We start from the raw sequence: 23,623 nt of genomic DNA on the forward strand, positions 1-23,623 counted from the left end.
CCCCGAAAATCCCTCGCCCACACGGAGATTGAGCCGCGCATGTCTCGCAAGAAGCCACAGACGGGCCGGGGCCGGCGTCGCGCCCCCGGCCGCCGCCGCGTCCCCGCCGCCACCCGCCCGCAGATCTTCACCCTCGCCGCCTTCCTCGTCGTGGCCTCGCTGGTGGCCGGCTACCTCGCGCTGAGCCGCCCCGACGACACCACGCCCACCGCCGCCTCCGGCAAGGGCGGCCGGAGCGCCGCCCCCAAGCCCTCCGCGTCCGCCAAGTGGGACGGCAAGACCCACGTCCTCGGCGACGGCTCCACCTCCTACACCGGTCCGCAGAAGGGCACGCTGAAGCCCGTACCGCTCAAGCCCGGTGAGAAGCCGCCCCAGTTCGTCGTCTTCTCCTGGGACGGCGCCCTGGAGGGCGACGACCATCTCTTCTCGCACTACCGGGAGATGGCCAAGGAGTACAACGCCCACATGACCTTCTTCCTCACCGGCATCTACCTGCTGCCCAAGAGCAAGAAGGACCTCTACCACGGCCCGATGCACCAGCCCGGCGACGCCGCCATCGACTACCCGACCGACGAACACATCCGCACCACCCTGGAACAGCTCCGCCTCGCCTACGAGCAGGGCAACGACATCGGCACCCACTTCAACGGCCACTTCTGCGGTGCCAAGGGCGGCGGCGACTGGAGCGTCCAGCAGTGGAAGAGCGAGATCGACCAGTTCTACTCCTTCGTGGAGAACTGGAAGACCAACACCGGCTACACCGACATCCCGCCGCTGCCCTTCGACTTCAAGCAGGAGGTCACCGGCGGCCGCGCGCCCTGCCTGGAGGGCCAGCCCAACCTGCTGAAGGCCATCAAGAGTTACGGCTGGCGCTACGACGCCAGCTCACCGGGCGACTTCCAGATATGGCCCGCCAAGAAGAACGGCGTCTGGGACTTCCCGCTCCAGATGCTCCCGTACGAGAACGGCAAGTTCCAGGGCCTGTCGATGGACTTCAACTTCCTCTACAACCAGTCCAACGGCGAGACCGACGGCGACCCGGCCAAGTACCCGCAGTGGCAGCAGGAGACGGTCGACTCCTACATGGCCGGCTTCAACCGCGTCTACTACGGCAGCCGCGCACCGCTGTTCATCGGCAACCACTTCGAGCACTGGAACGGCAGCATCTACATGAAGGCCATCGACCAGATCATCCCGAAGATCTGCACCAAAAAGGGCGTCAAGTGCGTGTCCTTCAAGGAGCTCGCCGACTGGATGGACGTCCAGAAGCCCTCGACGCTGGCCGCCCTGCGCAGCCTCGACCCCGCCCAGTCCCCGGACTGGTCCACCGTCGTCAAATGACGTAAACGCAGGCCAGGTTCCACTTGTGCAACCCCCTTCACACACGCCCCGGAAGCCATGCGAAGATGCCCCATCCCGGTAGGTGTACCGGCATAGAGGGGAACATCATTGAAGTCGAGAAGACTCAGCCGTAAGGGGCGTCGCACCACCATCGTCGGGGCCTCCGCCGCCGCCGTCGTCGCCGGTGTGGCGCTCATACCCAACTGGAGCGCGGGCGCGGCGGTCACCAACGACCCGACCGTGGACGCCGCCACCAAGGCGACCTTCCAGAAGCTCGCCGACGCGGTCTTCACCGACCGCACCCAGGCCCTGGTGGACGGCTCCACCAGCGGCCGCACCCAGCACACCAAGGGCTTCCACGGCTCCGTCCGCCTCTCCGGCGGCCAGAGCCGCGAGCAGTCCTCTGCCCTCGGCCAGCTGCGCGCCCGCAAGGACCGCCTCGCCAAGCTGGGCGAGAAGTACAGCGCCGGCAAGACCTCGGTGACGCTCGACGCCACCGAGGTGCACGGCCACAGCGCCAAGGTCGCCGTCACCGAGACCACGTCGCTGACCTACAAGCCCGGCACCACCCCGGCCAAGGGCCCCAAGACCACCGGCTTCCAGGCCCACCACGAGCTGACCTTCCAGGCCGGCCGGGACGGCGACTGGCAGCTCACGGGCATCAAGGACACCGACGACGGCTACCTCGCCGTCAACCAGGTCGCCACGCCCGCCGCGCCCAAGGACGACAAGCCCGCCGCCTCGTCCGACGACGGCCCGCCCACCGCGCCCCGCGCGGCCACCAGCTACCCGGCGCCGGCGAACCCCAAGAAGCTCACCGGGGGTGCGTACGACTACAAGGCGATGGTCGCCTACGCGCAGAAGTACTGGAACCACTACAACACCGCGTACCCGAACTACAACAACGAGGGCGCCGGCGGCGACTGCACCAACTTCGTCAGCCAGGTGCTGAAGGCGGGCGGCTGGAAGCACGTCCCCGGCTACACCGACGACTACACCAAGTGGTTCGGCACCGCCGACATCCAGTCCGACTCCTTCGTCGGCGTCAACGAGTTCTCCTGGTTCGCGCTGTCCTCCAAGCGCGTCACCCCGCTCGCCAACGTGTACCAGGCGGACATCGGTGACGTGATCCAGATGGACTTCAACCGGGACGGGTCCAAGGACCACTCCATGGTCGTCACCTACCGGGACAGCTCCGGCGTCCCCTACGTGACGTACCACTCCACCAACACCTACAACAGGTCGGTGGCCAGCCTCGTCGCGTCCTACCCGACGGCGTACTACTACGCCTACAGGACCTGACCCCGCCGGTCCTGCCGCCCCGGTCCTTCCCGCATCTCACGCGTACCGTGCGCGTCCCGCGCCCCGCGCGTCCCCTGCGGGGAGGCATCGGGGTGGCGGGCCCGCCAGTACGGATTGTCGTGCGGCAGGGCGTGACCGACCCGCCCGTACATCCCGAAGGTCATCAGCAGCAGCCCCACCACGAAGCTGAACAGCACGTTCTGGATCCGGAACGCCAGGAAGTTGTTCGGGGTGTCCAGCAGGGCCAGGAACAGGAACCCGTTCAGCAGGAACAGGATGCCCAGCACCATGTTCAGGGTGGACGCGACGTTCCCCCCGATCACCATGCCGACCAGCAGCAGCGCGCCGATGCAGATCGACAGCACGCTCAGGGTGCCGTTCGTGTTCAGCCCGGCGACGGTCGCGCCGCCGATGTCGAAGAACCCGATGTGGTTGATCAGGCCCAGGATCCCGAAGACGACGAGGAACGCGCCGATCAGCCCCGCGCCGATCCGGTACACCAGGTTCAGCCGGTGATCGGTCGGCAGATGCTGATCGAACCGGATCCGCTGCTTTTCCTGCGTGTGCGCTGCGTGTGCGGCCATCTCGGCCTCCCTCGGGCGCTGGCGGCGGCCGTCCATCCAGAACGTGGTTTAAATAAATATCCGCCCGAACCGGGTCACCCGGCAACATAAGGGCCCACCGGCGACCGCCCTCAGTGCGCGGCGCCCCCGCGATCCTCCCGGATCCGCGCCACCACCTGCGCCACCGACTGCCGCACCGCCTCCGTCTCCGTCAGGAAGTGCCAGTAGTCCGGATGCGGGCCGCCCTGGAGACCCGCGACCGCCCGCTCCAGCCGGGCCACCGCCTCGTCCAGCGGCCGGGCATGGCGCGGATCCGGCGCCGCCCGCCCCGCCATCGCCAGCCGCTGCGCGTCCCGGATCGCGAACCGGGTCCGCTCGGTCTCCGCCTGCGGATCCTTCTGCACGGCGTTCAGCCTGGCCAGCCGGTCGCCGGCCGCCGAGACCGCGTCATCGGTCGCGTTCAGCAGCGCCCGCACCGTCGACAGCAGCGAGGTGGCGTCCGCCCAGCGCTGCGCGTCCCGCGCGGCCCGCGCCTCGTCCAGCTTCCGCTCGGCCTGCCGTACGTTCTCCACCGCCTGCGCCGGCACCTGCTGGAGGTCCTGCCAGCACGCCGCGGCGAACCGCCGCCGCAGCTCGCTGAGGACCGGGTCCACCTGCCCGGCGCGCGTGGTCAGCGCCTGCGCGCGGGTGCGCAGCGAGACCAGCCGGTGATCGATCTCGGCCGCCTTGCCGGGCAGCGCCTCGGCCTGCGCCCGGATCGCCCCGGCCTCCCGCTGCACCCGCTCGGCGCGGTCCAGCGTCTGCTGCACGCCGTGCCGGCCCGCGCCCTCGTTCAGCCTGGTCAGCTCGGGCGCCAGCGCGGCCAGCCGCCCGGCGAGGTCATCGGCGCGCAGCCCCTGCTCGCGGACTCCGTCCAGCGCGTTGCTCGCGGCCAGCAGCGCCTGGCGGGCCCGCTCCACGGCGGGCGCGACGCGGGCGAGCAGGGTCTCGGCCGAGCCCAGCAGCGGACCGAGCGAGCTGCCGAACCGGTCCAGCTCCTGCTTGACCCGCACCAGTTCGTCGTGCGCCGCCGTCAGCTCGGTGCGCGCCCGCGCCGCCGCGCCGGCGTCCAGGTCGGCGCGGTCCAGGTCATGGGCGTCGACCGCCTGGATGTACCGCCGGCTGACCTCGTCGATCCGCCGGCCCAGCCCCTCGAAGTCGGCGGCGGCGCGGCGGGCGGCGGGGGAGTCGTCCACGGCCGTGATGGTCTCGATCGAGATGCGCAGGTCCCGCTGGGCGGTGTCCAGTTCGTAGAACGCGGCCGCCGCGGCGTCCTTCGCCTCCTGCGCCTGTGCCCGCTGACTCTCCGCCCGCCCGCCGAACCAGCGCCGGGTGCCACCGCCCGCGAACGCGGCGGGCAGCGCCAGCGCGACGAGCACCGGCAGGCTCATCAGGGCGAGGGCGTCACACAGACCCGCGCCCGCCTTGTGCCGGGTCCGCGGGCCGGACGACGGCGGGTACGACTGTGTCACTGGCGTGCCCGGTCTCGCCGTCACATCCCTCTCCCGTGCTGTGATCCGCCCTGGGGTGCCATTCTCCCACCCCGTACAGACGAACACACGGGCCCGTCAGTTCACCGTGTGCACGGTGGCCTTCCCCCTCGCTCGGGTTTGCCGTGCACCGGCTCGGGCAAGGTAGGCTGTCGACTCGACCTGGGCACCCGTCCGGGACTCGGGTGCGTAGCTCAGTGGTAGAGCGCCTGCCTTACAAGCAGGATGTCGGCGGTTCGAAACCGTCCGCGCCCACCGAGGAGGAGCCCCCGGCCGCATATGGCCGGGGGCTCCTTGGGTTGGTGCGCCGGTGTGCGGTGCGGGGGAGGGCACGGTCGGCGGGGCGTGGGACGGGTTCAGCGGGTGACCGGGGTGGTGCCGGTCGCCGCGAGGGACAGGTCCCACAGCCGTGCCGCCGCGCCGGGGTCGATGGCGTAGGCGCGGACGCCGCCGTCGTCCATGGCCGTGTCGGGGGCGGAGACGGGCGCGATGCCGCAGCCCTCCAGGCAGAGCCCGCCGCGGTCCGTCAGGAGCGGGGAGGTGGCGGCCCACAGGCCGGTGGCGGCGCCTTGGGAGGGCGTCTTGAAGCCGGCGCCGATCACGTTGCCGTGCTCGTCCACCCAGCCGCGTTCGATCTGTTCCCGGAGCGTCATTTCCCGCTGGAGGCTGGTGATGATCCTGCCCGGATGGAGGGCGAACGCCCGGACGCCGTCGTCGCGCCCGAGGGCGTCGAACCCCACGGCCAACAGGGCGTTGGCGGTCTTCGGCCGGCGTGCACGCGCTGCGCTGCTACGAGCGGGAGGGGCTGCTGGTCGGACCGGTCCAGCGCACCGCGGGCGGCCGGCGGCGATACACCACCGCCGAGGTCGACTGGCTGCTGATCTGCGTCCGGCTGCGCGCGTCCGGCATGCCGCTGGCCGACCTCAGACGGTTCGCCGAGCTGGTACGGCACGGTCCGGGCAACGAGGTGGAGCGGCTGTGGCTCCTCGGCGCGGATCGGCGGCGCGTCGAGGCGCAGATCCAGGTGCTGGAGGAGTGCCGCTCGGCCATCGCCTGGAAGGCCGGCGTCTACGCGGAACACCTTGCCCGCGGCGAGGCCGGCGGGCTCTGGGACCCGGCGGTCTGGGACAAGGACGGCCATGGTCGTGTCCCGTCCGCCCGCCGGTGCCGCCGCCGGCGTCCGGCCCGTGACGGCCCGTGACGGCTAGGAATCTGTGGGGTCCCCGGATGCCTGTTCCTCGTGGACGTGCTTCAGCCGGCTGCGTGCCTGCACGCGCTGTTCGGCCGCGACCTCAGCCCAGAAGCGGTGGGTGCTGACGAACACCGCGAGTTCGTGTTCGCGGCGGCGGAGCTTCTCCACCTCGGCCTGTTCGTCGGCCGTCCAGCCCGGCGACGCGGGGCGTTCCACCTTGCGCCAGCCGTTGTCGTCGCTGAAGCCGTCGGCCGGCTCGACCGACCAGGGCAGCCGCCTGAGCAGGGCCGACAGCTCGGCCCTGACCTGGTGCAGCTCCTCCTGGCCGGCGAGGAGGTCACTGGGGAATTCATAGGTCGTAGCCACACGGCAATGCTACGCCTGTTCGATTTACGGGTGCGAGATCGATCGTCGGGTTCATCCGAACGGGTGTTCATGGGCGGGAGAGGCGGCCCCGGAGTCCGGGGTCGTGAGGATGATCAGCTGCTGGGTCGCCCTGGTCATCGCCACATAGCGGTCCACCGCACCCGCCACGCCCTCCCCGAAGCGCTCCGGGTCGACCAGCACGACCAGGTCGAACTCCAGGCCCTTCGACAGGGCGGGGGACAGGGAGCGGACGCGCGGGCCGGCCGGGCGGAAGGCCGGGGCGCCGATGACGCAGGCGGTGCCCTCCGGATGAGCGGCGAGCCAGTCGTCGAGGACCGCGGTCAGACCTGCCGCCGCGCCCCGGCGCACCGGCAGTCCGTTGCCGCGGATCGAGACCGGCACATTGGCGTCCGGCAGCGCGGCCCGTACGACCGGCTCCGCCTCCGCCATGATCTCCTTCGGCGTACGGTAGTTGACGGTCAGCGCGGCCAACTCGACCCGCCCGAAGCCGACTCGGGCGAGCCGCTCCTGCCAGGACTCGGTGAACCCGTGCCGTGCCTGGGCGCGGTCGCCGACGATGGTGAAGCTGCGCGACGGGCACCGCGAGAGCAGCATCTGCCATTCCGCGTCGGTGAGTTCCTGCGCCTCGTCCACCACGATGTGCGCGAACGGACCGGCGAGCGCGTCCGGTTCGGCGGTGGGCAGCACCGTCTCGTCGATCAGGGCGTCCCGCAGGTCCTGCCCGTGCAGCATCGTCACCGCGCCCTCGCCGTCGTGGTCGGCCGCGAGCATGTTGTCGATGACGCCGGCCATGCGCGCGTGTTCGGCGGCCACCGCCGCCTTGCGCCGGCGCTCGCGCACCGCCGCCTCCGGGTCACCGAGCCGCTGCCGGGCCGCGTCCAGGAACGGCAGGTCGGACACCGTCCACGCCTGCGCGTCCGCGCGCCGCAGCAGTCGTACCTCCTCGGGGGTGAGCCACGGGGCGCACAGCCGCAGATACGCCGGTACCGACCACAGGTCGCCGACCAGGTCGGCCGCCTCCAGCAGGGGCCAGGAGCGGTCGAAGGCGGTGCGCAGCTCCCGGTCGCCCGCCAGCGACCTGCGCAGGAGTTCGGCGGGGGCGCCGCCCTCGTGCTGGTCGGCCAGGATGGTGAGGAGTTCGTCCCAGACCTGTGCGCGGGCCTCGTTGTGCGGGGTGCCGGGCTCGGCCGAGTCGAACGCCGACTCCCAGTCCGCGGCGGTCAGTTCGAGGTCGCCCCAGGGGGTGGTGACCGTCAGCGGCTCGGTGGGCGGCTCCTCGTAGAACCGTACGGCCCGCTCGATCGCCCCCACCAGCCGCGCGGACGACTTCAGCCGGGCCACCTCCGGGTCTAGCTCGGCGCGCGCGGTCGCGCCCTCGGCGACGAGGTCCCGCAGCACGCAGGTCTGCACGCCCTCCTCGCCGAGGCTCGGCAGCACGTCGGAGACGTACGCCAGGTACGGCCGGTGCGGGCCGACGAACAGCACCCCGCCGCGCCGGTGGCCGAGGCGCGGGTCGGAGTAGAGGAGGAAGGCGGAGCGGTGCAGGGCGACGACCGTCTTGCCGGTGCCGGGGCCGCCGTCCACGACGAGGGCGCCGCGCGAGCCGGCCCGGATGATGGCGTCCTGGTCGGCCTGGATGGTGCCGAGCACATCGCGCATCCGCGGTGAACGGGTGCCGCCCAAGCTCGCGATGAACGCCGACTGGTCGTCCAGCGCGGCATGTCCCTCCAGCGCGTCCGGGGCGAACACCTCGTCCCAGTAGTCGCGGATACGGCCGTCCGCCCAGCGGTACCTGCGGCGGCTCGCCAGGCCCATCGGATTGCCGTGGGTGGCGCCGAAGAAGGGCTCGGCGGCCGGGGAACGCCAGTCCAGCAGCAGCCGGCGGCCGGTGTGGTCGGTCAGGCCGAGCCGCCCGACGTAGACCGGCTCGCCGGGGTTGTCGGCGCTCACCATCCGGCCGAGGCACAGGTCGAGGCCGAAGCGGCGCAGGGCGCGCAGGCGGGCGGTCAGCCGGTGCACCTCGGCGTCCCGGTCCAGCGCCTGCCGGCCCAGGCCGCCGGGGGCCCGGCGCTCCTCGTCCAGTCGGCCGGAGACGTCGGCGATCGTCCGCTCCAGGCACCGCGCGATCGCCGCGAAGTGGTCGTCGTCGGTGGCGATCAGCTCGGGAGCGGCCTTGGCGGAGAGGCGGTCGGGGAGATCGAAGGCGCTGGTGGCGGTGGGCACGGGGAGGCTCCGGTTCGAGGGGGAGAGGGAGGGGCGGAGGGGAGGCGAGGGAGGGCGTTGTCTTGCAGGTGGCGGTGGCGGTCGGCTCCCCGTTTCGGTGGCTTTGGGGTCGGACGCGTGATTCTGCGGCATCAGGGGGGCCTTGCCGCAAGGCCCCCCATGCGCTATACGTTGAGAGTGGCGAGGAGTCCGGTGACGTCCTTGCCTTTCCTTTTGCCTCCTGCGGCATTCCCGGCCTCCCGCGCTCCTCTCGCCCCCCTCTCGCCGCCCCCGTTCCGGCGCGAGACTGAAGGCATGTGCCGGAGTATCAAGACGCTGCGTCCGCCCGTGCTGCCCGGTGCGGCCACGGAGGACGACATCCACGCCGCCGCGCTTCAGTACGTGCGCAAGGTCTCGGGCTTTCGCGCCCCCGCCGCCCACAACCGCGAGGTCTTCGACGCCGCCGTGGCCGCCGTGGCCCGTGCCACGGCCGAACTGCTCGGTGGCCTGGAGGTGCGCGGGCACGGGCCGCGCGCTGCCACGGAAGCGGAGGAACGCCCGTGACCACGCGTCTCCAGGGCTAGTTTCGGTCATATTTTCGGGCGCCCGCGCGGAGACGCATACGACCCTACATGCTGTCGGGTCAGGGGCAGGGCTCCCATCAGAAGCGGAACGTTGGCCAGAACTTGAACTTGCAAGCAATGGTTAGGGACACCTAACCTGTACCCCTCATTCGGTACCGCCGCCCCCACCGGCCCGCCCGTCCCCGGCGTGCCGCCCGACACCGAGAGGGTCAACTCCCCATGCCTTCCGCTCGCTTCAACTCCGCGCAGCCCTATGTCCTCGGGCTGTTCCGCATCGTCGTCGGCCTGCTGTTCACCGCGCACGGCGCCGCCTCGCTGTTCGGCGTCTTCGGCGGCGCCATGGGCACCCACGGCGGCACCCTCGCCACCGGCACCTGGCCCGGCTGGTACGCGGCCGTGATCCAGCTGGTCGCCGGCGCCCTGGTGCTCATCGGCCTCGGCACCCGCGGCGCCGCGCTGATCGCCTCCGGCTCGATGGCCTTCGCGTACTTCGACATCCACCAGCAGCACGCCCTGCTGCCCATCCAGAACGGCGGTGAGCCCGCGGTCATGTTCTGCTGGGCCTTCCTCCTGCTGGTCTTCACCGGCTCCGGCGCCTTCGGCCTCGACCGGATCTTCGCCCGGCGCGCGGCGGCGCAGGGCGAGCGCGTCCCGGAGCAGGCCCCGATAGCCGCCTGACGGGCAACCCCGCGCCCCTGCGGCGGCGCCCCCGCGGCGCCCCTCCCCGGCCGGTCCGGGGAGGGGTGCCGTCCCGTTCGACCGGTCCTGTAGCCCCCCGCGCACCTCCTGTCACACCCCCGGCGTACGCTGTACGGCTGACATCGGGGGAAGTAACAGGAGAAAACGTGTTCGAGAGTGTGGGGTCGCTGGCGGCCGGACCCTGGATCTATGCCGTGGTGTCCCTGTCCGTGCTGCTCGACGTGTTCCTGCCGGTGCTGCCGAGCGGTGTGCTCGTCATCACGGCGGGCACGGCGGCGGCCGCCGGCTCGGGCGCGGCGACGGCGGCGACCGGCCGGGTCCCGCACGGGGTGCCGGATCTGCTGGCCCTGGTCCTCCTGGCGGCGGCGGCCTCGCTCCTCGGTGATCTGGTGGCCTACCGGCTGGCCTGGCGCGGCGGGGCGCGCCTCGACCGCGCGATAGCCCGTTCCCGGCGGCTGACCACCGCGCAGGAACGTCTCGGCGGCGCCCTCGCGCGCGGTGGCGGCGCGCTCGTCGTCCTCGCACGCTTCGCGCCCGCCGGGCGCTCGGTCGTCTCCTTCTGCGCCGGCGCCGCCCACCGCAGGGCCCGCGACTTCCTCCCCTGGTCCGCCCTCGCCGGTCTGTCCTGGGCCGCCTACAGCGTGGCCCTCGGCTACTTCGGCGCCCGCTGGCTCGGCGCCACCTGGCTGGCGACCGGCGTCTCCCTGGCCGCGCTGTTCGGGGCGGGCGCGGCGGCGGGGTTCCTGATGCGCAGGCAGCCGGTGTCCTGAGGCGGGGCGCGGCGGCCGGTGTCCCGAGGCCGGGCCGCGGGGATGACCGTAGTGGCCGTACGGCCGGGGCGCGATGCCGTAGTGGCCGTACGGCCGTACCACGATGCCGTAGCGGCCGTGCGGCCGTGCGGCGAAGGCCCGGCCGGAGTCGACCGGCCGGGCCCCCTGTGCGGTGCGCCGGGTCAGCAGCCCGCGAGGTCGTTCTGGAGCGCGGTCTTCTCCGCCGGGTCGACGGACAGGTTGTAGTAGTACTTCACCTGCACCCAGGCGCGGACGTACGTGCAGTCGTACGCGGTGCGCGACGGAATCCAGGTGGCCGGGTCCTGGTCGCCCTTGGACTGGTTGACGTTATCGGTGACGGCGAGGAGCTGGGGGCGGGTGACGTCGTTGGCGAACGCCTGCCGCTGGGCCGTGGTCCACTTGCTCGCGCCGGAGTCCCATGCCTCGGCCAGCGGCACGAGGTGGTCGATGTCCACGTCGGAGGCGGAGGTCCAGGTCGCGCCGTCGTACGGCGAGTACCAGCTGCCGCTGGTGGCGGTGCAGGCGGAGTTGGTGACGACGTTCGTGCCGTCCCGCTTGAGGATCCACTCACGGGTGTTGCAGGTGCCCTCGATGGTGATCCACGTCGGGAACTTGTCGCGGCTGTAGCCGGTGCGGTCCTCGGCGGCGACGGTGAGCTGGGAGAGGTAGCTGCGGGCGGTGGACGCGGCGACGGGCGTCGGCAGGGCCGCGGAGGCGGTGGGGGAGTTGAACAGCGCGGCGGTGGCGACCATGCCGGTGAGGCCGGCGAGTATGCTCAGGCGTCGACGCGCGTAGAACTTGGGCATTGCTGAACTCCCTTGTGGGGGTGGGGTGTTGGGCCACGGGTCAGGGAATGCTCGCGGTGGGGTGTGGCCGGTGGGTGAGCGCCCGGTAAGAAGTTAGTGACGTGCGCATGCCAAAACAAGGTTCAAGGGTGGACTTTGCCGTCCCGTATCATGGGGGGCGCAGAAGGGGAGTAGCTCCTCGCCGGACCGTCGACATACTGCTCAGCGAGCCTGAGCCGGCGCCCGGAGGCGGACCCTCGGTCCGCCCAGCGAGACCTTCGGCAAGCAGTGCACGCCCGCGCGACCAGGCGCGGGCGCCGAGTGTGCTGCCGTGCCGAGGTGTCGTCGCAAGGGCGGAGCGCACTCTCGGCGGGGTGGCCCCGACCGATTGAGGACCCTTGATCAGCATCACCGTGACGGCGCTCGTCTTCGGCGTCGTCTTCCTCGCCGAACTGCCGGACAAGACCGCGCTCGCCGGCCTCGTCCTCGGCACCCGGTACCGCGCCGGCTATGTCTTCGCGGGGGTCGCAGCGGCCTTCCTGGTGCATGTCGTGCTCGCGGTGGCCGCGGGCAGCGTGCTCACCCTGCTGCCCCAGCGGCCCGTGCACGCCATCACCGGTCTCCTCTTCCTCGGCGGCGCCGCCATGCTGCTGTTCGGCAAGGGCGAGGAGGAAGAGGAGATCAAGAAGCCCGCCGACCAGTCCTTCTGGCGGGTCGCGGGGACGGGCTTCATGCTCATCCTGGTCGCCGAGTTCGGCGATCTCACCCAGATCATGACCGCCAACCTCGCCGCCCGCTACGACGACCCGGTCTCCGTCGGCCTCGGCGCGGTGCTCGGTCTGTGGGCCGTCGCCGGTCTCGGCATCGTGGGCGGGAAGGCCCTGATGAAGAAGGTTCCGCTGCGGCTGATCACGCGGATCGCGGCGCTGCTGATGCTGGGCCTCGGCGTCTGGAGCCTGTACGAGGCGGTCGCGGGCTGAGCCCGGTGCCCACGCTCCGGGCTGAACGCCGGGTGAATCATCGCGGGGGGGGGTGGTGGCGGGAACGCCACCGGGTTTTGTACCGTAGAAAAACAAAGTGGCTCCCGCCCGTTTTCCCTGACCGGCGGGCGGGGCCGCCTTGTCCCTCCCCGCCGCTTCGTGCGGAGCCTCTCGTTCCTGGAGCCACTGCCGATGACGGCCACCCCCGCCCCCGCCCCCACCGTCCTCGATGCCGGCGCCCTGCTGCTCGACATGGACGGCACCCTCGTCGACTCGGATGCCGTGGTCGAGCGCGTCTGGCGGCGCTGGGCGGGGCGGCACGGGCTGGACGGCGACGCGGTGATGAAGGTCGTCCACGGCCGCCAGGGCCACGCCACGATGGCCGCGCTGCTGCCCCAGCGACCCATGGAGCAGAATCTCGCCGAGAACGCGCGGATGCTCGCCGAGGAGACCGCCGACATGGACGGCGTGGTCGAGATCGCCGGTGCCTCCGCCTTCCTCGCCGCGCTGCGTGACCTGCCGCACGCCCTGGTGACCTCGGCGGACGTCGGCCTGTCCACCGCGCGGATGAACGCCGCCGGGCTGCCGCTGCCCGCGGTCCGCGTCACCGCCGAGTCGGTCGGCGCGAGCAAGCCGGACCCCGAGGGCTTCCTCAAGGGCGCGGCCGGGCTGGGCGTCGCCCCGGCCGAGTGCGTGGTCTTCGAGGACTCCGGCGCGGGCATCGCGGCGGGCCGGGCCGCGGGAATGACCGTGGTGGGGGTCGGGCCCCGCGCGGCCGCCCACGGCCCCGATGTCGTCGTGCCCGATCTGACGCGGGTGCGGGTGGCGGCCCTGCCGGGCGGCGGGATCCGGCTGCACATCGGCTGACGGCCGGGTGGGTCGCGCCTGCCGGTCCTACGGCTCGGAGGTCTCCGCCTCCAGGCTCGCCCGCGTGCGCGGCCCGTACACCCCCAGGGGGTCGCCCTGGATGCCGCGGGCCAGCTGATAGGTGCTGACGGCGTTCTCCACGGGGCGTGTGTAGCGGCCGTCCAGGTCACCGTCGTACAGGTTCAACTGCCCAAGCCGGTCCTCCAGTTCGGCGACCTGTGGGCCGGAGTCCCCGCGTTCCAGGACGGCCGCGCCCGCCGGGGTGCCCGGTGCGGAGGCGGTGGGGGAGGGCGTCCGGGACGGCGTCCGGCTCGGGGTCGGTGCCGGCGGCGGCGCGGACGACCGGGGCGGGCCGGCCGGGGGGCTCGGCGGGGGCGGGGGGAGTGAGCGCGCCGCCGAGCGGGACGGCGCGGAGGTGTCGTGCGCCGAGGGGGTGGTGGTGGCCGGCGGCGGCACGTCCGGGACGCTCTGCCTGACCTCCGGGGCCGCGTCGTCGCGGGACGGCGTGTGGTACGAGAACAGCGCGAGCCCGGCCGCCGCGAGGACGGCGACGCCCGCGCCCGCGGCGGCGGCCACCGCGGTACGGCGGAACCGTCGCCGCGGGCCCGGCTCCTCGTCAGTGCCGACGGCGAGTGCGCCAGGGCCCTCCGGTGCGCGGGGTGCCTCGGGTGTGCCGGGCGCCTCGGGTGTGCCGGGCGCTTCTCCGAGGGGCCGTACGCCGGTCCCGGCCACCGGACGCGGCGGCACCGTGGTCCCGACGGGCGGGGGCTCAAGGGGCGGGGGCTCCGCGCCACCCCCGGTATCCACCGGCTCCACCGGTCCCGTCGGGCCCACCGGATCTGTCGGTCCCGCCGGGCCTGTCGGTCTCGCCGGGCCTGTTGGCCCCGTCGGGCCTGTCGGTCCCACCGGGCCTGTTGGCCCCGTCGGGCCTGTCGGTCTCGCCGGGCCTGTCGGTCCCGCCGGATCTGTCGGTCCCGCCGGGCCTGTCGGTCCCGCCGGCGCCGCCGGTCCCACCCCCTTCACCGGCCCTGTCGGCCCCACCGGCCCTGTCGGTCTCACCGCATCTGCCGGTCCCGCCGGATCTGTCGGTCCCATCAGCCCTGTCGGTCCCATCGGGCCCGTCGGCTCCACCGGCCCCGTCGGTCCCGCCCCCTCCATCGGCCGCACGTCCACATACGGCCGTATCCGCAGCGGGTCGAAGTCCTCCGCCGCTGCCGCCTGTGCCGTACGGGTCCGGCGCAGTGCCTCGGCCGTGCGCGCGGCGCAGTCGCAGGACGGGCCACCCGCCGCGTCCCTCGGTGTGCCGCACTCCGGGCAGACCGTGCCCCTCTCCCCGGTCACGTTCGTCCCCTCCCCTGGACCCCCCCCGAAGCCACACAGGGTATGCCCATCACCTCCACATCCGCAGGACTCGACAGGCCATAAACGGTGACTCCGCCCAGGATGGAAGAGGCGCATCCCAGCCCCGAGCCACCGGGAGGTCTCCATGGCCCTGGACACGCACGGTGCGGCGAAGGACGTGAACGGGGAGGAACACGTGGCGCGCGGCGTGTTCGTCTCGATCGGGGCGCTGCTCCTCGGGCTGCTGCTCGCCGCGCTCGACCAGACCATCGTGTCGACCGCGCTGCCGACCATCGTCAGCGACCTCGGCGGCCTCGAACACCTCTCCTGGGTGGTCACCGCCTATCTGCTGGCCTCGACCGCCGCGACCCCGCTGTGGGGCAAGCTCGGCGACCAGTACGGGCGCAAGAAGCTGTTCCAGACCGCCATCGTGATCTTCCTGGTCGGCTCGGCGCTGTGCGGCATGGCGCGGAACATGCCCCAGCTGATCGGCTTCCGGGCGCTCCAGGGCCTGGGCGGCGGCGGGCTGATGGTGCTGTCGATGGCGATCGTCGGCGACATCGTGCCGCCCCGCGACCGGGGCCGCTACCAGGGCCTGTTCGGCGCCGTGTTCGGCGCGACCAGTGTGCTCGGACCGCTGCTGGGCGGCCTGTTCACCGAGCATCTGAGCTGGCGCTGGGTGTTCTACGTCAACCTGCCCATCGGCGTCGTGGCGCTCGCCGTGATCGCCGCCGCCCTGCACATCCCGGTCCGCAGCGCCCGCCACGTCATCGACTACCTCGGCACCCTCCTGATCGCCTCCGTCGCCACCTGCCTGGTCCTGGTGGCCTCCCTCGGCGGCACCACCTGGGCCTGGGGCTCCCCGCAGATCGTCGCGCTCGCGGTGGCCGGGGTGCTGCTCGCGGTCGCGTTCGTGGCCGTGGAGCGCCGGGCCGCCGAACCGGTGCTCCCGCTCGGGCTGTTCGGCATCCGCACCTTCACCCTCGCCGCCGTCATCAGCTTCATCGTCGGCTTCGCCATGTTCGGCGCGATGACCTACCTGCCGACCTTCCTCCAGGTCGTGCACGGCGTCTCCCCGACCATGTCCGGGGTGTACATGCTGCCGATGGTCTTCGGGCTGCTGCTGTCCTCCACCGTCTCCGGGCAGATCGTCAGCCGCACCGGCCGCTGGAAGGTCTTCCCGGTCGCCGGCACCGCCGTCACCGCCATCGGCCTGCTCCTGCTGCACCGCCTGGACCAGACCAGCTCCACCGCCGAGATGAGCACCTACTTCTTCGTCTTCGGCCTCGGCCTCGGCCTGGTCATGCAGGTCCTGGTGCTGATCGTGCAGAACGCCGTCTCGTACGAGGACCTGGGCGTCGCCACCTCCGGGGCCACCTTCTTCCGCTCCATCGGGGCCTCCTTCGGCGTCGCGATCTTCGGCACGGTCTTCGCCAGCCGCCTCGCCGACAAGCTCGCCGCCGCCTTCGCGGGCGTCCAGCTGCCGCCCGGCGTCAGCGCGGACACCCTCAAGGCCGACCCGCGCGGCATCGCGGGCCTGCCGCCCGCCCTGCGCCCCGCCGCGCTGGGCGCCTACGCCTCGTCCATCACCGACGTCTTCCTCTACGCCGCCCCCGTCGCCCTCCTCGGCTTCCTGCTGGCCTGGCTGCTGAAGGAGGACCCGCTGCGCGGCTCGGTCACCGCGCCGGACGTCTCCGAGACCCTTCCGCCCAACCCGGTCCAGCGCTCCTCCTACGAGGAGGTGTGCCGCGCCCTGTCGGTGCTCGGCACCCGCGAGGGGCGCCGCGAGATCTACCGGGACATCACCGAGCGGGCCGGGTACGACCTGCTGCCCGCGGCCAGTTGGCTGCTGCTGCGCATCCGCCGCAACGGCTCCGTGGAACCGGGCGTGCTGGCCGAGCGCAGCCCCGTCCCGCTGGAGGCCGTCCTCGACGCGGCCCGCCAGGTGGAGGAGCGGCGGCTGGCCGAACGCCGGGGCCTGGACCTGTACTTGACCGCCACCGGACGGGAGGCCGCGGAACGGCTCGCCGTGGCCCGCGAGGAATCGCTCGCCGAACTGCTCGGCGACTGGTGGCAGCCGGGCCGCTCGTCCGACCTGGTGAAACTGGTGCGGGAACTGTCCTCGGAACTGTGCGGCGCCGAACGCGAACGCCCGCACACCGCCTCCGCCCACCCGCACAACGCGCCTGCGCCGAGGATCAGTTGACGAGTTCCTTGCGGAACCAGTGCTCGGCGTACGGGCTGGAGTTGTGCGGTTCGGTCTCGGTGTAGCCGAGGCGGGCGTACAGGGCGCGGGCCTCGACGAGGTCGCCGCGGGTGTCGAGGACGATCCGGCGGGCGCCGAGCGCGCGGGCCGCGTCCTCGGCGGCGGCCACCAGGAGTGCCGCCCCGCCCTTGCCGCGCAGGCCCTCCGCCACGAACACGCGGGTCAGCTCGGCGGTTTGGGGATCGAGGAGCCGGGCGCCCGCGCTGCCGGCCGGTGTCCCGTCGTACCACCCCACCAGCAACCGCCCGTCCGGCGGCGCGAGTTCGGCGCCCGTGGCGGCCGCGATCTCCCGCTCCAGCTCCGCCGGGTCGGTGCGGTGGCCCTCGTACAGCAGGTACCAGCGGTCGCTGACCTCCGTGTAGTACGCCCGCCACAGCGCGGTGGCGACGGGGGAGCCGGGCGCCTCGGCGGTGATCGTCCATGTCGTCATGCGGGTCATTGTGCGGCGCGGGAGCGGACCGGTCCGAACGGTTTTCCGGGCCCGGACCCCCGGTGTGCGTCGGGTGCCGTTTGTGGGTGGGCTTCCGGGAGACCCGGCAGGGGGACCGGTCGGCCGGGCCGGTCCGCGATCCGAGCGGAAGGCAACCATGTCCACAGGCTTGATCATCTTGTTGGTCGTGATCGTGGCGCTCGTGGTCGTCGCCGCGCTGGTCACGATACTGATCGGTCATCGCAGCGGCGCCGGACCCGGTCTGAAGCGGCGGTTCGGCCCCGAGTACGACCGGGCCGTGGCCGCCCACGACGGGGACACGCGGGCCGCGGAACGCGAGCTGAACGAGCGCGTCGAACGCCACGGCGATCTGCGCGAGCGGCCCCTCGCCCCGGAGGAGCGGGAGCGGTACGCGGCCCGCTGGACGAGCGTCCAGGAACACTTCGTGGAGTCCCCGCGGCAGGCGGTGGCCGAGGCCGACCGGCTGCTCGGGGAGGTCGCCCACGTACGCGGCTACCCCGACGGCGGACGGTACGAGGAGCAGCTGGCCGCGCTGTCCGTGCACCACGCCGAGCACATCGACGGCTACCGCCGGGTCCACCGGATGGCACGGGCCGGGACCGGTGCCGCGCCGGGCGCCGGAACCGAGGAGATGCGCTCGGCCCTGGTCGGGGCGCACGAGCTGTTCGACGACCTGACCGGCGCCGGCAGCGGCGCATCGGCGTCCGGCCGGCACCGCGCGGCCTGACCGGGGCCGCCCATCCGCGAGCGAAGAAGGGACGAACACCATGCCGGACAGGAGAAACGGCCCTGGCGACGAGCGGTACCCCACCAGCCGCTACGCCCGCCCGCCGGACGAGGAGTGGGTGCCGGAGGCCGAGCAGCGGGAGGAACACGGCACGGAGGGGCTGCGGCCCGGTACCGAGGGAATGGGCACGCCGGGCCGCGATCCGGGCACACTCGGCCGCGAGCCGGGGCGTGGGCCGGGGATGCCGGCCGGGCGCGGGCCGGGGATGCCGACCGGGCCTGAGATGGGGACGCCGGCCGGGCAGGAACCGGGGGCGGCCGGGCGTGACCGGTCCATGACGGCGCGCGGGGAGGGCGACCTGGGGACGTCCGCGCCCGCCCCGGACATGGCGCGGATGCCGGACGACGGGCTCGGCGCGCCCTCGCCCGGAGACGTCAGCGCGCGCGAGGCGGCCACCACCGAGGGCAGTGCGCCGGACGCCTGGCCGACGGCGACGTCGACGGGCACCGGGACGGGAGCCGGTATGGATGCGCGGTCCGCGGGCGGGGACGCGGGGCCGGGAGCCGCCGCCCCGCTGCTGCCGCGCGAGGAGACCGGGCGCTGGGAGGAGCGGATGCGGCAGGTCGCGGCCGGGTTCGTGGACCGGCCCAGGGCGGCCGTGGAGGAGGCCGACCGGGCGCTGGAGGAGATCGCCGCGCGGTTCGGCGAGGCCGTGACCCGGCGCCGCCGCAGCCTGCGCATGTCCTGGGAGGACAGCGAGGACCGGGGCGCGGCGAACGAGACCGACACCGAACAACTGCGGCTGGCCCTGCGCGACTACCGCGACCTGGCGGAACGCCTGCTGCACGGCTAGGGCTTTTCTTTCGGATCAGGTCGGCTTGGCCGACGGGGCCCTGGAACCGACCCGCGACCCCGACAAGATCCGAAAGAGAGGCCCGAGGGCCCCGGCCACGGCCCCGGCCCTCGGGTCAGGGGTCGGGTTGTCCGAGCCGCCGCCATTCGCGGACGACGTCCTCCACGTCGTACGGCTTCTTGCCCAGTGGGGGGCCCGGCGGCGGTTTGAACATCATGTCGCGGATCTTGACGTTGACGTCCTCGACGATCTTCCGGGCCATCCGTTCCGAGGGCGCCGCGTACGCCGCCGTCAGCGCGTCCTCGGCCTCCTTGCGCAGGGCCAGCGCGGGCGGCAGCACCGCGAGGCCCTCGCGCGCCATCTTCCGCTTGACCCACCACAGTTCGTCATAGCCGGACTCGACCTCCGCGGGCAGCGGCTCGCCCACGCCCGGCAGCCGCTCGAACTCGCCGCGCGCCTGGGCGTCCTGGATCTGCTTGTCGACCCGGGACTCGAACGGGACGCCGGGTGGCTTTCGCTCGGTCATGACCTCATTGTGCCGGACGGGGCCCGGCCGGGCGTCTTATCATGCGGCGGTGGCGCGCAGGGCAACCGCCCGTCGCGCGACGAGGTTTCAGGGGGAACGCAGGTGCTCGAACTCACCATGGCCGCCGTCTCCGCGGCCGATGCGGGGGCCACGGCCGGCATGACGATGGCACAGGCGCCGAGCGCGCCCGGCGCGGTGCTGCGGGTCGGCCGGGACGCCGCCGGGTGCCGGCTGGTCACCCCCGAGGACTGGCTGTTCGTCTCCCGCGCGCACCTGGAGTTCCGCTGCGGAGCCGACGGCACCTGGGAGCTGACCTGGCTGCGCGGCTCCCAGCCCGAACCGGCGTCGGAGGTGCGGCTGACGGCGGGGGGAAGCGCCCGGCCCCTGACCCCCGGCGCCACCGTGCCGCTGCCGCGCGGGGGCTCCGGCGAGATCGTCGTCCAGGACCGCGGCGGGCCGCGCAGCGTGCACGTCGGCTTCTACCACGAGGTCTGAGCGCCGGGGTCAGCCCAGCACGCGGGCGAGCGCGAAGCCGTCGTAGCCCTTGCTGCCGACCGTCTGGATGGCCGTGCCGCTGAGCCTCGGGTGGGAGGAGATCAGCTCGATGGCCGTACGGGTGCCGATGATCTCCGGGTCGGTGGTGTCCGGGTCGGCGACGCGGCCCTCGCGCACCACGTTGTCCAGGATGATCAGGCTGCCCGTACGGGTCAGGCGCAGCGCCCACTCCACGTAGTGCGGGTTGTTGGCCTTGTCCGCGTCGATGAAGACCAGGTCGAAGGGGGCCGGGTTCTCGTCGGCCAGTTTCGGCAGCGACTCCAGGGCCGGGCCCACCCGCACCTCGGCGATCCGGTCCAGGCCGGCGCGCGCGATGTTGCGGGTGGCCACCTCGGCGTGCCGGGCGCTGTACTCCAGGGTGACCAGCCTGCCGTCCTCGGGCAGCGCGCGGGCCAGCCAGATGGTGCTGTAGCCGCCGAGCGTGCCGATCTCCAGGATGGTGCGCGCGCCCTGCACCTGGGCGAGCAGCTGGAGCAGCTTGCCCTGGGCCGCGGTGACCCCGATGGGCGGCAGCCCGGCGGCGTCGTTCTCCCGCAGGGCCGCCCGCAGCGCCTCGTCGTCGGGCGAGAGGGTGCTGATGAAGTAGTCGTCGACGTCGTCCCAGAGCTGCTGCCCGCTCATGTGCCTGCTGCCTTTCCCGAGTGCCTGCCGAGGCCGCCGGCCCGCTGCCGTCTTCCGATCATCTCAGTTGCCGCGCGAGGACGGGGAGAGGATCGGCCAGGAGTCCGGGCAGGGATCAGGCCAGGGGCGGCGGAGCGGAGACGGGCGGCGGGGGCGGCACGGGACGCCGTGCGTGTCGTACGGCCATGACGGCGCCGGCCGCGGCCGCGAGGAGCGCGGCGAGGACGCCGGCCGTGAGCAGCCAGGCGGGGACGCCGGCGACGCGGTCCAGCTCGTCGTCGTAGCTCACCTGCTGGACGGGGGTGTCGGTGGCGGCCCGGCGCAGTTCGTGGTCGCCGGTGATGCGGGCGGGTTGCGGGAACCGCTGGGTGAGCGCGGTCAGGTACGGCGTGCCGCGGGCGAGGGTGCCGAGGGCGCCGCCGGGGGCGGTGAGGCGGCCGGCGTAGACCGTGCGCGGGGGCGGCCCGCCGATCGCGGTGGCCGGTTCCATGCGGTGCGCGGCGAGGACGTAGAGGCCGAGCGACTGGGGGGTGGTGGCCAGCCGGGACAGGCGCATCGGGTAGACGGCGCGGTCGGCGGCGAAGGTGAGGTGCAGCGGGTCCAGGGCGCCGCGCAGGGCCGTGCCCGCGGTGTCGGGGGCGAGGCGGACGGCGACGTACTCCCAGTGTTCGGCCACGTACGGCGTCAGGGCCGTCTTCAGCCGGGCGGGGAGCGGGAAGCCGTTCGCGCGCAGCCAGGTGGCCAGGGCGGCCGGGTCGGTGGCGGTCAGCCGCGCCACGTCGAAGGGGCCGAGGCGCTGGCGGCCGACGACGCCCACGGCGGACTGCGCGGGGGCCGGGGCGGCCGCGGCGCCGTCCGTGTGCTCGTCGAAGGGCCAGTCGCCGTCGCGCGGCCAGAAGTGGTGCCGGGTGCGGTGCACCGGGGCGATGGCCCGCGCCAGCTGGTCGAAGACGGCGGGGTCGCCGAGGCGGACGGTGGCGCGGTGCGGGACGGGCATGATCCAGGCGGCGTCGCGGGCGTCGCCGGTGACGGTCAGGCGCATCACGATCTGCTCCTGGCGGCCGTCCCAGCGCAGGACGGACTGCTCGTCCGACACGGCGAGCTGCTGGGCGGGACCGACGACCATGGCACCGCAGCCGCAGGCCCAGGCGGGGGAGATCAGCCAGGTGAGCTGGATGCCGAGGAGAGTGAGTACGACCGAGAGTATGCGTGCGGCCCGGATCCTGCGCATGTCCCCGTCCCCCGTCGTGCCGATACCAGGGCTACAGACGAGGGGGGTGGGGTTCCGGTTCCCAAGGGGGACGCGGCGCCCCGGAGAGGCACGGGGAACTGCGCGACCGGCCACGACGGATCCGCACCCGGCAATCCACCCGCACCCTTACGGCGAAACCCGCCCCTTACGGCGGACCCTCGTCGCCCCTACGGCGAACCCCGCACCCCCCCCGGCGAACCCCCTGCCGCGCTTACCGGCTCTCCACCGCCGGCGCAGAACCCGGCAGCGGGCGGCCCGCCGACTCCGACATCCGCCACACCGCGAACCCGCCGACGACCGCCGCGGCCATCATGTAATACGCGGGCATCATCATGTTCCCCGTCGCCCCGATCAGCGCCGTCACCACCAGCGGCGTCGTCCCGCCGAACAGCGACACGGACACGTTGAACCCGATGGACAGCGACCCGTACCGCACCCGCGTCGGGAACAGCGCGGGCAGCGCCGCCGGCATGGCCGCCGTGAAGCAGACCAGCAGCAGACCCAGCGCGCCCATGCCCAGCGCCACCGCGAGCAGGCTGCCCTGGCGGATCAGCAGCAGCGCGGGGACGGACAGGAACAGGAAGCCCGCACACCCCGCCGCGATCACCGGCCGGCGCCCGACCCGGTCGGTCAGCGCCCCGGCGAACGGCTGGACGATCATCATCAGCGCCATCACGCCGAGCACCACGAGCAGCCCGTGCGTCTCGTCGTACTTCAGCTCACTGGTGAGGTAGCTCGGCATGTACGACAGCAGCATGTAGTCGGTGACGTTGAAGACCAGCACCAGGCCCATGCACAGCAGCAGCGCCTTCCACTGGCCCGCCACCATCTCCCGCAGCGGCGCCTTCGGCCGGGACGCCTCCGCCTTCTCGACCTCCGCCGCGAACGCCGGGGTCTCCTCCAGGCGCATCCGCAGGTACAGGCCGATGAGACCCATCGGACCGGCGATCAGGAACGGGATGCGCCAGCCCCAGGAGAGCAGGTCGGCCGAGGACAGCAGCGCCGTCATCAGCGTCACCAGACCCGCGCCGCCGATGTAGCCCGCGAGCGTGCCGAACTCCAGCCAGCTGCCGAAGAAGCCGCGCTTCTTGTCGGGGGCGTACTCGGCGATGAAGGTCGAGGCACCGGCGTACTCGCCGCCGGTGGAGAAGCCCTGCACCAGCCGCGCCGCGAGCAGCAGCAGCGGCGCGCCCACGCCGATCGAGGCGTACGACGGGATCAGACCGATCGCGAACGTGCCCGCCGCCATCATGATCATGGTGACCGCGAGGACCTTCTGCCGGCCCACCCGGTCGCCCAGCGGGCCGAAGACCATGCCGCCGAGCGGGCGCACCAGGAACGCCGCCGCGAAGGCGCCGAACGTCGACAGCAGCTGGGCCGTCGGGTTGCCGGACGGGAAGAAGACCTTGCCGAGGGTGACCGCGATGTAGCTGTAGACACCGAAGTCGAACCATTCCATCGCGTTGCCGAGCGCGGCCGCCTTCACGGCGCGCTTGACGAGCGCGGGATCGGTGACGGTGACGTCGCGGGCGGCCGAGGGCGCGGCCCCGCGGGCCTTCGTCTGGGGGGTGACGGCTGTGACGGTCGCCAAAACGGGGCTCGCCTGCCTTTCGACGGGGACAGAGACGCGGCCCCGGCGGCACCGGCGTGAACACCGGACGTGCGAAGGGCCGAAAATCGACCATAGGCACTGATTGCGCCCTTACGTGGCGTACGCGGATGCGTGCACAGGGCAGCTAAAGGGCGCGTCAACAGGCAACTCCGTCCGCTCGCGACCCGCCGGCCCGCGCCCCCGCTGTGACCCTTCTC

General features: G+C 73.0%; 23 protein-coding genes, 1 tRNA gene and 1 pseudogene. 13 read left to right on the forward strand and 12 right to left on the reverse strand.

Annotation, left to right across the window (positions count from 1 at the left end; all coding sequences use genetic code 11):
* The first annotated feature begins 39 nt into the window (after window positions 1–39).
* Window positions 40–1,341: a polysaccharide deacetylase family protein gene (locus AC069R_RS05915; RefSeq protein ID WP_478764876.1), complete on the forward strand. Its 1,302-nt coding sequence runs from the start codon at window positions 40–42 to the stop codon at window positions 1,339–1,341.
* 186 nt (window positions 1,342–1,527) lie between these two features.
* A complete protein-coding gene (locus AC069R_RS05920; protein ID WP_478765286.1) occupies window positions 1,528–2,643 on the forward strand; it encodes an amidase domain-containing protein in 1,116 nt (371 codons plus the stop codon).
* Here the strand turns inward: AC069R_RS05920 and AC069R_RS05925 are convergent.
* Window positions 2,631–3,227, reverse strand: coding sequence for a DUF4383 domain-containing protein (locus tag AC069R_RS05925; RefSeq protein ID WP_478764877.1), 597 nt, complete (start codon window positions 3,225–3,227; stop codon window positions 2,631–2,633). The genes AC069R_RS05920 and AC069R_RS05925 overlap by 13 nt on opposite strands.
* A 110-nt stretch (window positions 3,228–3,337) precedes the next feature.
* Window positions 3,338–4,741 carry a hypothetical protein gene (locus AC069R_RS05930; RefSeq protein ID WP_478764878.1) on the reverse strand — a complete coding sequence of 468 codons (1,404 nt, stop codon included), beginning with the start codon at window positions 4,739–4,741 and terminating at the stop codon, window positions 3,338–3,340.
* A 177-nt stretch (window positions 4,742–4,918) separates the two neighbouring features.
* Here AC069R_RS05930 and AC069R_RS05935 point away from each other — a divergent pair.
* Window positions 4,919–4,990: transfer RNA gene (locus AC069R_RS05935), tRNA-Val, on the forward strand.
* 101 nt (window positions 4,991–5,091) lie between these two features.
* Here the strand turns inward: AC069R_RS05935 and AC069R_RS05940 are convergent.
* Window positions 5,092–5,499: pseudogene (locus AC069R_RS05940) on the reverse strand (SDR family NAD(P)-dependent oxidoreductase); the annotation flags it as partial.
* An 8-nt stretch (window positions 5,500–5,507) separates the two neighbouring features.
* Here AC069R_RS05940 and AC069R_RS05945 point away from each other — a divergent pair.
* The gene (locus tag AC069R_RS05945) at window positions 5,508–5,936 is read left to right on the forward strand and encodes a MerR family transcriptional regulator (RefSeq protein ID WP_478764879.1); all 429 of its coding nucleotides are present in this window, start codon (window positions 5,508–5,510) and stop codon (window positions 5,934–5,936) included.
* A gap of 3 nt (window positions 5,937–5,939) precedes the next feature.
* Here AC069R_RS05945 and AC069R_RS05950 read toward each other — a convergent pair whose 3' ends face one another.
* Both AC069R_RS05950 and helR read right to left on the reverse strand, forming a co-directional pair.
* Complete coding sequence (locus tag AC069R_RS05950; RefSeq protein WP_478764881.1) at window positions 5,940–6,293, reverse strand: hypothetical protein; 354 nt, start codon at window positions 6,291–6,293, stop codon at window positions 5,940–5,942.
* A gap of 51 nt (window positions 6,294–6,344) precedes the next feature.
* Window positions 6,345–8,537 carry an RNA polymerase recycling motor ATPase HelR gene (helR, locus tag AC069R_RS05955; RefSeq protein WP_478764882.1) on the reverse strand — a complete coding sequence of 731 codons (2,193 nt, stop codon included), beginning with the start codon at window positions 8,535–8,537 and terminating at the stop codon, window positions 6,345–6,347.
* A gap of 294 nt (window positions 8,538–8,831) precedes the next feature.
* Between helR and AC069R_RS05960 the strand changes: the two genes are divergently transcribed.
* The 3 genes from AC069R_RS05960 (at window position 8,832) to AC069R_RS05970 (ending at window position 10,569) form a co-directional block, all read left to right on the forward strand.
* Entirely contained in the window at window positions 8,832–9,080 is a 249-nt protein-coding gene (locus tag AC069R_RS05960) for a DUF2277 domain-containing protein (protein WP_478764884.1), read from the forward strand.
* 239 nt (window positions 9,081–9,319) lie between these two features.
* A complete protein-coding gene (locus AC069R_RS05965; RefSeq protein WP_478764886.1) occupies window positions 9,320–9,778 on the forward strand; it encodes a DoxX family protein in 459 nt (152 codons plus the stop codon).
* 167 nt (window positions 9,779–9,945) lie between these two features.
* A complete protein-coding gene (locus tag AC069R_RS05970; protein ID WP_397986150.1) occupies window positions 9,946–10,569 on the forward strand; it encodes a DedA family protein in 624 nt (207 codons plus the stop codon).
* Between the two features lie 182 nt (window positions 10,570–10,751).
* Here AC069R_RS05970 and AC069R_RS05975 read toward each other — a convergent pair whose 3' ends face one another.
* Window positions 10,752–11,396 (reverse strand): HNH endonuclease family protein, encoded by a 645-nt coding sequence (locus AC069R_RS05975; RefSeq protein ID WP_478764888.1) that lies wholly within the window; start codon window positions 11,394–11,396, stop codon window positions 10,752–10,754.
* Between the two features lie 377 nt (window positions 11,397–11,773).
* Between AC069R_RS05975 and AC069R_RS05980 the strand changes: the two genes are divergently transcribed.
* Together AC069R_RS05980 and AC069R_RS05985 are read left to right on the forward strand one after the other, a co-directional pair.
* On the forward strand, window positions 11,774–12,355 hold the full coding sequence (locus AC069R_RS05980) for a TMEM165/GDT1 family protein (protein WP_478764889.1): 582 nt from the start codon (window positions 11,774–11,776) through the stop codon (window positions 12,353–12,355).
* Window positions 12,356–12,547: 192 nt separating this feature from the next.
* Complete coding sequence (locus tag AC069R_RS05985; RefSeq protein WP_478764891.1) at window positions 12,548–13,222, forward strand: HAD-IA family hydrolase; 675 nt, start codon at window positions 12,548–12,550, stop codon at window positions 13,220–13,222.
* Between the two features lie 27 nt (window positions 13,223–13,249).
* Here the strand turns inward: AC069R_RS05985 and AC069R_RS05990 are convergent, their stop codons facing one another.
* Window positions 13,250–13,798 (reverse strand): peptidoglycan-binding domain-containing protein, encoded by a 549-nt coding sequence (locus AC069R_RS05990; protein WP_478764893.1) that lies wholly within the window; start codon window positions 13,796–13,798, stop codon window positions 13,250–13,252.
* Between the two features lie 910 nt (window positions 13,799–14,708).
* Here AC069R_RS05990 and AC069R_RS05995 point away from each other — a divergent pair.
* The gene (locus AC069R_RS05995; RefSeq protein ID WP_478764895.1) at window positions 14,709–16,769 is read left to right on the forward strand and encodes a DHA2 family efflux MFS transporter permease subunit; all 2,061 of its coding nucleotides are present in this window, start codon (window positions 14,709–14,711) and stop codon (window positions 16,767–16,769) included.
* On the opposite strand, the gene AC069R_RS06000 is transcribed toward AC069R_RS05995, so the two are convergent.
* On the reverse strand, window positions 16,762–17,259 hold the full coding sequence (locus tag AC069R_RS06000) for a GNAT family N-acetyltransferase (protein WP_478764896.1): 498 nt from the start codon (window positions 17,257–17,259) through the stop codon (window positions 16,762–16,764). The two genes, AC069R_RS05995 and AC069R_RS06000, sit on opposite strands and share 8 nt — an antisense overlap.
* Window positions 17,260–17,416: 157 nt before the next feature.
* Here AC069R_RS06000 and AC069R_RS06005 point away from each other — a divergent pair, with 157 nt between their 5' ends.
* Together AC069R_RS06005 and AC069R_RS06010 are read left to right on the forward strand one after the other, a co-directional pair.
* Window positions 17,417–18,007: a hypothetical protein gene (locus AC069R_RS06005; protein ID WP_478764898.1), complete on the forward strand. Its 591-nt coding sequence runs from the start codon at window positions 17,417–17,419 to the stop codon at window positions 18,005–18,007.
* 40 nt (window positions 18,008–18,047) lie between these two features.
* Complete coding sequence (locus AC069R_RS06010) at window positions 18,048–18,860, forward strand: hypothetical protein (protein WP_478764899.1); 813 nt, start codon at window positions 18,048–18,050, stop codon at window positions 18,858–18,860.
* A gap of 115 nt (window positions 18,861–18,975) precedes the next feature.
* Here AC069R_RS06010 and AC069R_RS06015 read toward each other — a convergent pair whose 3' ends face one another.
* A complete protein-coding gene (locus tag AC069R_RS06015) occupies window positions 18,976–19,386 on the reverse strand; it encodes a DnaJ family domain-containing protein (protein ID WP_478764901.1) in 411 nt (136 codons plus the stop codon).
* A gap of 102 nt (window positions 19,387–19,488) precedes the next feature.
* Between AC069R_RS06015 and AC069R_RS06020 the strand changes: the two genes are divergently transcribed.
* Window positions 19,489–19,881 carry a hypothetical protein gene (locus tag AC069R_RS06020; protein WP_478764903.1) on the forward strand — a complete coding sequence of 131 codons (393 nt, stop codon included), beginning with the start codon at window positions 19,489–19,491 and terminating at the stop codon, window positions 19,879–19,881.
* A gap of 9 nt (window positions 19,882–19,890) precedes the next feature.
* Here the strand turns inward: AC069R_RS06020 and AC069R_RS06025 are convergent, their stop codons facing one another.
* The 3 genes from AC069R_RS06025 to proP all read right to left on the reverse strand — a co-directional run bounded on the left by AC069R_RS06025 (window position 19,891) and on the right by proP (window position 23,405).
* Entirely contained in the window at window positions 19,891–20,562 is a 672-nt protein-coding gene (locus tag AC069R_RS06025; RefSeq protein WP_478764904.1) for an O-methyltransferase, read from the reverse strand.
* Between the two features lie 115 nt (window positions 20,563–20,677).
* Window positions 20,678–21,793: a DUF2330 domain-containing protein gene (locus AC069R_RS06030; RefSeq protein ID WP_478764906.1), complete on the reverse strand. Its 1,116-nt coding sequence runs from the start codon at window positions 21,791–21,793 to the stop codon at window positions 20,678–20,680.
* 232 nt (window positions 21,794–22,025) lie between these two features.
* Window positions 22,026–23,405, reverse strand: a complete 1,380-nt coding sequence (gene proP, locus AC069R_RS06035; RefSeq protein ID WP_478764908.1) for a glycine betaine/L-proline transporter ProP — start codon at window positions 23,403–23,405, stop codon at window positions 22,026–22,028.
* Window positions 23,406–23,623: the final 218 nt, after the last annotated feature.

The sequence above is a fragment of the Streptomyces sp. NPDC043952 genome, from assembly GCF_056435325.1.